This window comes from Clavibacter lycopersici, assembly GCF_003576405.1.
In the GTDB taxonomy this organism is placed as follows: domain Bacteria; phylum Actinomycetota; class Actinomycetes; order Actinomycetales; family Microbacteriaceae; genus Clavibacter; species Clavibacter lycopersici.
Window position 1 is genome coordinate 1 of record NZ_QWGT01000154.1, and the last position, 6,780, is coordinate 6,780.

The window sequence follows — 6,780 nt, forward strand, 5'->3', positions numbered from 1 at the left end:
GCGGAAGCTCCGGCGGCGAGGGCGCGCCACCACGACCGGACCGCTGCGTCGGACGCCGCGTCCAGCGTGAGCTCGAGGCTGCCGGCGCTCAGCGGCGGGGCGGTGTCGCGGGCGGCACGGGGCCCTGGCCGCCGCGGCCGCCGTCGGGGCCGAGCTTGCGCAGCTGGTCGTCGGCGGCCTGGCGCGCCTTCTGGATCTTGTCGGCGTGCTTGCTGCCGGTGGCCTTGTCGGCGATGCCGGACACCCTATCGATGGCGGTGCGGCCGACGTCCTGGCCCTTCGACGTGCGCAGGAAGCCGGTGGCGGCGGCGGCGATGCGGGACAGCTTCACGGGTGGTCTCCTCGGAGGGATGGGGTGGGCCGCCGTGCCCGGGCGGCGCGGCGGTCGTCCTGGCACCATCCTGGCGTGCCGCGCCTGTGCCGGAGCGGGGAGTCTCCTCGGGAGGGGGAATGCGCACGACGCTCCGGGTCGGTGGCGGCGGCACGGCGGGCCTCGTCGCCGGTGCTACCCTGGATCCGCGCTCGCGCGCTCCCTGGCCCCCATAGCTCAGGGGATAGAGCACTGCCCTCCGGAGGCAGGGGCGGAGGTTCGAATCCTCCTGGGGGCACACCTTCCCATATCCCGTGTTGGTGCGGTGAGAGGCCGGTCCCGCCAGCGGGGCCGGCCTCTCGTGCGTCCGGGGTGCGATCCGTGCCGCGCCCGCCGATCCCACGTCGAAGGCGATCGCATCGACTCGACGCACGCTCGTGATCGGCGGTGCGGAGGACGCGGTGAACACACGCGGCGGGGCCCGAGACGGGTCTCGGGTTCCCGCCGCGTGGTGCTGGGCCCAACTGGGGGAGCGGGCCTGAGGAAGAACGTAGCGAACGACGAGCGGCGCGACCACGTCCGCCGGTACTGGAAAATTCCAGTGGCACGGAGACCAATCCGATTCCCGCGCCGTGGCGAACGCGCGCCCTCGGATCGGGCGTCATCCGGCCCCGCGCGCGCTGCGGGCGATGGAGCCGTCGTCCTCCCGCGCACGCGTCGCCCGGGCGTCCGCAGCGGGTCGGCCTAGGCTCGGCGCATGGCAGACGACGACGACTCCACCCCGGTCCGCGACCTCCTGAAGGGCGCGAAGCCGAAGCCCCACGACTTCCCCGAGCTCGACCCGGCGCACCTGCCGGATGACCCGATCGACCTCGTCATCGCGTGGATCCGCGACGCCGTCGCCCATGACGCCGCCGAGCCGAACGCGGTCGTCCTCGCCACCGCCGACGCGGAGGGGCGCCCGAGCGCGCGCACCCTGCTGCTCAAGGACGTGACCCCCGCGGTCGACGACGAGCCGGGCGCCCTGTGGTTCTCCTCCCTCGCCGACAGCCCCAAGGGCCGCGACCTCGAGGCGAACCCGCGCGCGGCGCTCGTCGCGTACTGGCGGGAGCGCGGGCGCCAGATCCGCGCGACAGGTCCCGTCTTCCACGGCGACCGCGAGGTGAGCGAGCGCGACTTCCTCTCCCGGCACCCGTCGTCGCGCGCCGAGGTGATCGCGGGCGACCAGAGCGAGCCGATGCCCGACGCCGCCGAGCGGGACGCGCGCGTCGCCCGGGCCCGCGAGGCCGTGGACGCCGATCCCGGTCTCGTCGCCGAGTCGTGGCGCGCCTACGTGCTGCAGCCCACGGTCGTCGAGTTCTGGCAGGCCACCGAGGACCACGGGCAGCTGCGGATCATGTACCGGTCAGGCCCCGACGGATCCTGGTCGCACACGCTCGTCTGGCCCTGACGCGCGCGGCGCCCGCGCCGCGCCCGCCGCGTGTTGCGGAACATGACGCGCGGCGTGCGGCGGCGCGGGTGAGACCGCAGACTGGATCCATGCCCGCCCCCCTCCGCCTCGCCGTCGTGCAGGTGACCCGCTCCCGTCCCGAGGCTGCCGCGTACAACACGCTGGTGCAGGGCCTCAACGCGCGCGTCGCCGAGATCGCCGACGCCGCGGGCTGGTCGGTCGAGAACATCGCCGCGGAGGACGAGGGTGTCGAGTCGCTCCTGGCCCGCACCCGGCAGTCCGACGCGGTCGTCATCATGGGCGGCGAGGACGTCGCGCCCCGCTTCTACGGCGGGCCCGCGGAGTACGAGGGCCGCTCGACGCACCGCGAGGTCGCCGACGCCGGGCAGATCGCGCTCGTCCGCCGCGCGGTCGCCGAGGGCACGCCGCTGCTCGGGATCTGCCGCGGCGCCCAGATCGTCAACGTCGCGCTCGGCGGCACCCTGCAGCAGCACATCGAGGGCGTGGGGGAGCACCGCAACGACGCGGAGGAGATCACGGCCGTGATGCGCGACCACGACGTGCGCGTCACCGCGGGCAGCCGCCTCGCCCGGGTCCTCGGATCCACCGAGGTCGTCGTGCGGAGCGCCCACCACCAGGCGGTCGACCGCCCGGGCACCGGCCTCCGCGTCGTCGCCGTAGCCCCCGACGGCGTGCCGGAGGCCGTCGAGCACGAGTCCGCGCCCGTCATCGGGGTGCAGTGGCACCCGGAGGACCCGGGGGCTGAGCGCGATCAGCTGCCCGCCCTGCTCGGCGCGCTCGCCGAGGCCTGCGCGCTGCGCGAGCCCGTCGAGGCCGATCGGGTCGCGGCCGCCTGAGCCGGCACCGACCCCCGGCGACCGGAGCGCGTATGACCGCGCACCGCGGCGTGCGTCAGGGCATCACGTCGCCGCTGTTGGGCCCGAGCGTCTGGCCGACGAAGAGGTTGCCGTCGGGATCCGCGGCCAGCAGCACCGCGGTCGGCGCGACCTCGTCGACCGTGCCGAAGCGGCCGAGCGGGAGCTCCCGGCGCTTGGCGTCCTTCCAGTCCTCGGAGATGGCGTCGACGAGCGGCGTCCCGATCGGACCCGGCGCGATGACGTTCGCGAGCACGTTCGAGCCCGACACCTCGAGCGCGAGCGACTTCGTGAACGCGATGACCCCCGCCTTCGCGGCCGCGTAGTGCGCCAGCCCCACGCCGCCCTTCTGGCCGAGCTGCGACGCGACCGTGATGATCCGCCCGTCGCGCCGCTCGAGCATCCCCGGCAGCACGGCGCGCGTCAGGAGGAACACGCTCGTGAGGTCGACGTCGATCGTGCGCTGCCAGGTCGCGAGCGTCATCTCCGCCACGGGCGCCTCGGTGAGGATGCCGTGCGAGTTGACCAGCACGTCGATCCGGCCGAGCATCCGGCCGGCCTCCGCGACGGCGGCCGCGACCTGCGCCTCGTCCGAGACGTCGGCCGTGACGGCGCCGATCGCGCCGATCCGCCTGGCCTCCTCGTGCACGGCGGGCGCGAGGTCGAGCAGCGCCACGTCGGCGCCCGCGAGCACGAAGTGGCGCGCGATGGCCGCCCCGATGCCGCTCGCCGCGCCCGTGACCAGCGCGGTGCGCCCGCGCAGCCGGTCGCTGCGCGGCACGAGCGGCGACGCGTCGCCGCTCACTCCTGCATCGCGATCGTCAGGCCGCCGTCCACGGTGAGGGCCTGGCCCGTCACGTAGGCGGCGTCGTCGGAGGCGAGGAACGCGATGACCGAGGCGACCTCGTCGGGCCGGCCGACGCGTCCCGCGGGGATGCGGTCGCCCGCGCGCCGCAGGCCGTCGGCCCCGAGCGAGTTGACCGCGTCGAGCGACTGCGGGGTCTCGATGAGGCCCGGGATCACGGTGTTCGCCCGGATCCCGCGCGGCGCGAGCTCCACGGCCGCGCTCCGCACCAGCCCGACGACGCCGGCCTTCGCGGTCGCGTAGTGCGCGTGGTCGCCCCAGCCGTACACGCCGCCCGCGATGGACGACACCGCCACGATCGACGAGCCGCGGCCGAGGAGCGGCTCGGCCGCGCGGATCACGCGCATCACGCCGCCGAGGTCGACGCCCAGCACCTCGTCCCACCGCTCGTCCGTCATCGCGCCCAGCGGCGCGCGGCGGAGGATCCCGGCGGCCGCGACCACGTGGTCCACCTGCCCGTACGCCTCGAGCGCCGCCCGCACGAACGCGTCGACCGAGCGGGTGGACGCCACGTCGAGGTCCACCGCGATGCCCGTCCCGCCGACCGCGCGCACGGCCTCGAGGGTCGCGCCCGCGTCGTGCGGATCGCCGGGGTATCGGCCGACGACCACGCGGTCTCCGCGGGCGGCGAGCCGCACCGCGGTGGCCCGCCCGATGCCGGAGGCGCCGCCCGTGACGAGCGCGACGGGTGCTGCGCCGCTCACGCCGTCGCCTCGCGGGTCTCGCCCGTGGGCTTCGCGAGCAGCATCACGAGGGCCGAGGCGAGGATCCCGCCGGCGCCCACCCACAGCGCCGCCTGGCCGAACGACATCGCGCTCGCCGTGAGGCCCGTGAGCAGGAAGCCGCCGATGATGGCGCCCGGCTGGCTCATCGCGCCGATGAAGCTGGATCCCGTCGCCCGGCAGTCGCTGTCGAAGCAGCCGGCCTGGAAGAACAGGATCGCCGCGTACGGCCCGAGCAGGAAGAACAGCCCGACCATGTAGGCGCCCATCACGAACGCCGCGTCGTCCGGGCCGAGCAGCATGACCGCGAACGCGATCCCCGCCACGAGCCAGCCGCCCACGATCACGTTGCGGCGGCCGAGCCGGTCGCCGAGCCAGCCGTGCGCGAGGTAGCCGAGCACGCCCACGCAGTTCGACGCGATGATCAAGAGCAGCGCGTTGGACGCGTCGATGTGCTTTCCCGACTCGAGCACCGTGGTGCCGAGCACGGAGAAGGTCTGGATCCCGAACCAGTTGAGCAGCCACGCCACGCTCAGCACGATCGTGCTGCGGAGGTGCTTGCCCTGGAAGATGCGCGCGATGGGAGCGGAGCGCTGCACGTCGAGCCCGGTGGCGCGGGCGAACGCGGCCGCCTCGTCGACGAGCCCGGCGGCGCGCAGCCGACGGATCCGCTGCTGCGCCACGAACTGCGGGCTCTCCCGGAGGGTGAGGCAGATCGCCGCGACCACGAGCGCGGGCACGGTCGCGAGGCCGAACGCGATGCGCCAGCTGCCCGGCCCGAACGCCGTCGTGATCAGGCCGACGAATGCGGCGGCGAGCAGCGCGCCGAGCGGCCAGCCCGTCTGCACCATCGCGTAGACGAAGCCCTTGTTGCGGCGGATCCGCTCGTCCTCCGTCTGCTCGTAGATCTCGTTGAGGTAGGTGGCGTTGATGGACTGCTCCGCGAGGCCCAGCCCGCTGATGCTGCGGATCCCGACCAGCGAGACCGCCCCGGCGCTGAGCGCGGTCGCGCCCGACGACAGCGCCGTGCCCGTGACGGACACGACCATGCCGATGCGCCGGCCGAGCCGGTCGACCATCGGCCCGACGAGCAGCACGACGACCGCCGTGCCGACGCTCACCAGGGTCGAGACGAGCAGCGACTCGCTCGTGTCCCAGTCGAAGTCGCGCGAGATGTCGGGCAGCAGGGTGCCGAAGAGGATGAAGTCGTAGACCGCGATGGTCCACGCGAGGAAGGCGATGCCCGTGACGCGGCGGGTCTGTCGGACGCTGACCTTCTCGAGGCCGGCGGGCAGGGCGCTCGCGGATGCGGTGGCGCTCGCGGACGCGGCGCCGGGACGGGAGGTGTCGGTGCTCATGGGGGTGGTCTCCTGCGGTCGTGGGGCGCGGATCAGGGGACGCGCGGGGTGCGCGGGGAGCGGGCCTGGAAGTCGCGGGCGATCTCGTCGAAGGTCGCCCAGCGGACGCCCTCGTGCGAGTCGATGTGGGCGATGAGCCGCTCGAGCATGAGGAGCACCTGCGGGCGGCCCGAGACGTCGGGGTGGATCGTGAAGGTGAAGACGCCGTAGTCCTGCTCGCGGTACACCCAGTCGAACTGGTCGCGCCACATCTCCTCGAGGTGGCGGGGGTTCACGAAGCCGTGGCTGTTGGGGCTGCCCTTGACGAACATCATGGGAGGCAGGTCGTCGAGGTACCACGACGCGGGGATCTCGACGAGGTCGGTCTCCTCTCCGCGCACGAGCGGGTGCATCCAGTCGCCTGCGTCCTTCGTGTAGTCGACGCCCTGCCACGTGTCGCCGACGCGCACGTAGTACGGCTCGAAGTCGCGGTGCATGAGGGAGTGGTCGTAGCGGATCCCGCGCTCGATGAGGAGCTCGTTGGTCACGCGGGAGAACTCCCACCACGGGGCGACGTAGCCGGTGGGCCGGCGGCCGGCGCGCGACTCGATGAGCTCGATGGAGCGGTCGAGCACGTCGGCCTCCTGCTGGCGCGACATCTCGATGGGGTTCTCGTGGCTGTAGCCGTGCGCCCCGATCTCGTGCCCGGCCGCGACGACCTGGTCGAACTCGCGCGGGAAGGTCTCGATCGAGTGGCCCGGCCAGAACCAGGTGGAGGGGAGGCCGTGCTTGGCGAGCAGGGCGTTGAGGCGCGGCACGCCGACCTCGCCCGCGAACAGGCCGCGGGAGATGTCGCCGGGGGAGTCCTGGCCGCCGTACGAGCCGAGCCAGCCGCTCACCGCGTCGACGTCGATGCCGAACGCGATGATGATGTCCTTGGCCATGGGGGTCCTTCCGTCGGGTGATGGGTCAGGCCGGCAGGGTGCCGGCCGGGGTGTGAATGGTGGTCGTGGGATCCGCGGCGGCGGCCAGCAGGACGCGGGCCTCGCCGACGGGGTGGTGGTCGAGCAGGAGGGCCACGAGGATCCGGGCCTGGGCCACCGATCGGTCGCCGACGGGCACCGCGCCGGCGCGCACGGCGTCGATGGCGCCGCCGTCGCCGTAGATCGCGGCCACCGGGCCCCGGGCCACGCGCGTGCCGAGGGCCACGAGGACGCCGGC

7 protein-coding genes, 1 tRNA gene and 1 pseudogene are annotated in these 6,780 nt (G+C 74.2%); 3 read left to right on the forward strand and 6 right to left on the reverse strand.

Translation table 11 applies throughout. The features are described from left to right. Positions 1-88 precede the first annotated feature (88 nt). On the reverse strand, positions 89-331 hold the full coding sequence (locus DZG00_RS10590) for an antitoxin (protein WP_119381676.1): 243 nt from the start codon (positions 329-331) through the stop codon (positions 89-91). A 205-nt stretch (positions 332-536) separates the two neighbouring features. Between DZG00_RS10590 and DZG00_RS10595 the strand changes: the two genes are divergently transcribed. The 3 genes from DZG00_RS10595 to DZG00_RS10605 all read left to right on the forward strand — a co-directional run bounded on the left by DZG00_RS10595 (position 537) and on the right by DZG00_RS10605 (position 2,617). After that, positions 537-608: transfer RNA gene (locus DZG00_RS10595), tRNA-Arg, on the forward strand. A 459-nt stretch (positions 609-1,067) separates the two neighbouring features. Next, the gene (locus DZG00_RS10600) at positions 1,068-1,760 is read left to right on the forward strand and encodes a pyridoxine/pyridoxamine 5'-phosphate oxidase (RefSeq protein WP_119381675.1); all 693 of its coding nucleotides are present in this window, start codon (positions 1,068-1,070) and stop codon (positions 1,758-1,760) included. A gap of 89 nt (positions 1,761-1,849) precedes the next feature. Then, the gene (locus DZG00_RS10605; protein ID WP_119381674.1) at positions 1,850-2,617 is read left to right on the forward strand and encodes a gamma-glutamyl-gamma-aminobutyrate hydrolase family protein; all 768 of its coding nucleotides are present in this window, start codon (positions 1,850-1,852) and stop codon (positions 2,615-2,617) included. A 55-nt stretch (positions 2,618-2,672) separates the two neighbouring features. On the opposite strand, the gene DZG00_RS10610 is transcribed toward DZG00_RS10605, so the two are convergent. From DZG00_RS10610 to DZG00_RS10630, 5 genes and pseudogenes are all read right to left on the reverse strand, one after another. Next, a complete protein-coding gene (locus tag DZG00_RS10610; RefSeq protein ID WP_233548937.1) occupies positions 2,673-3,440 on the reverse strand; it encodes an SDR family oxidoreductase in 768 nt (255 codons plus the stop codon). After that, complete coding sequence (locus DZG00_RS10615) at positions 3,437-4,204, reverse strand: SDR family NAD(P)-dependent oxidoreductase (RefSeq protein ID WP_119381673.1); 768 nt, start codon at positions 4,202-4,204, stop codon at positions 3,437-3,439. The genes DZG00_RS10610 and DZG00_RS10615 overlap by 4 nt, the downstream gene beginning before the upstream one ends. Continuing rightward, positions 4,201-5,580, reverse strand: coding sequence for an MFS transporter (locus DZG00_RS10620; protein WP_199688905.1), 1,380 nt, complete (start codon positions 5,578-5,580; stop codon positions 4,201-4,203). The genes DZG00_RS10615 and DZG00_RS10620 overlap by 4 nt, the downstream gene beginning before the upstream one ends. Positions 5,581-5,612: 32 nt before the next feature. Continuing rightward, positions 5,613-6,503 (reverse strand): polysaccharide deacetylase family protein, encoded by an 891-nt coding sequence (locus tag DZG00_RS10625; RefSeq protein ID WP_119381678.1) that lies wholly within the window; start codon positions 6,501-6,503, stop codon positions 5,613-5,615. 25 nt (positions 6,504-6,528) lie between these two features. Beyond that, positions 6,529-6,780: pseudogene (locus DZG00_RS10630) on the reverse strand (asparaginase); the annotation flags it as partial.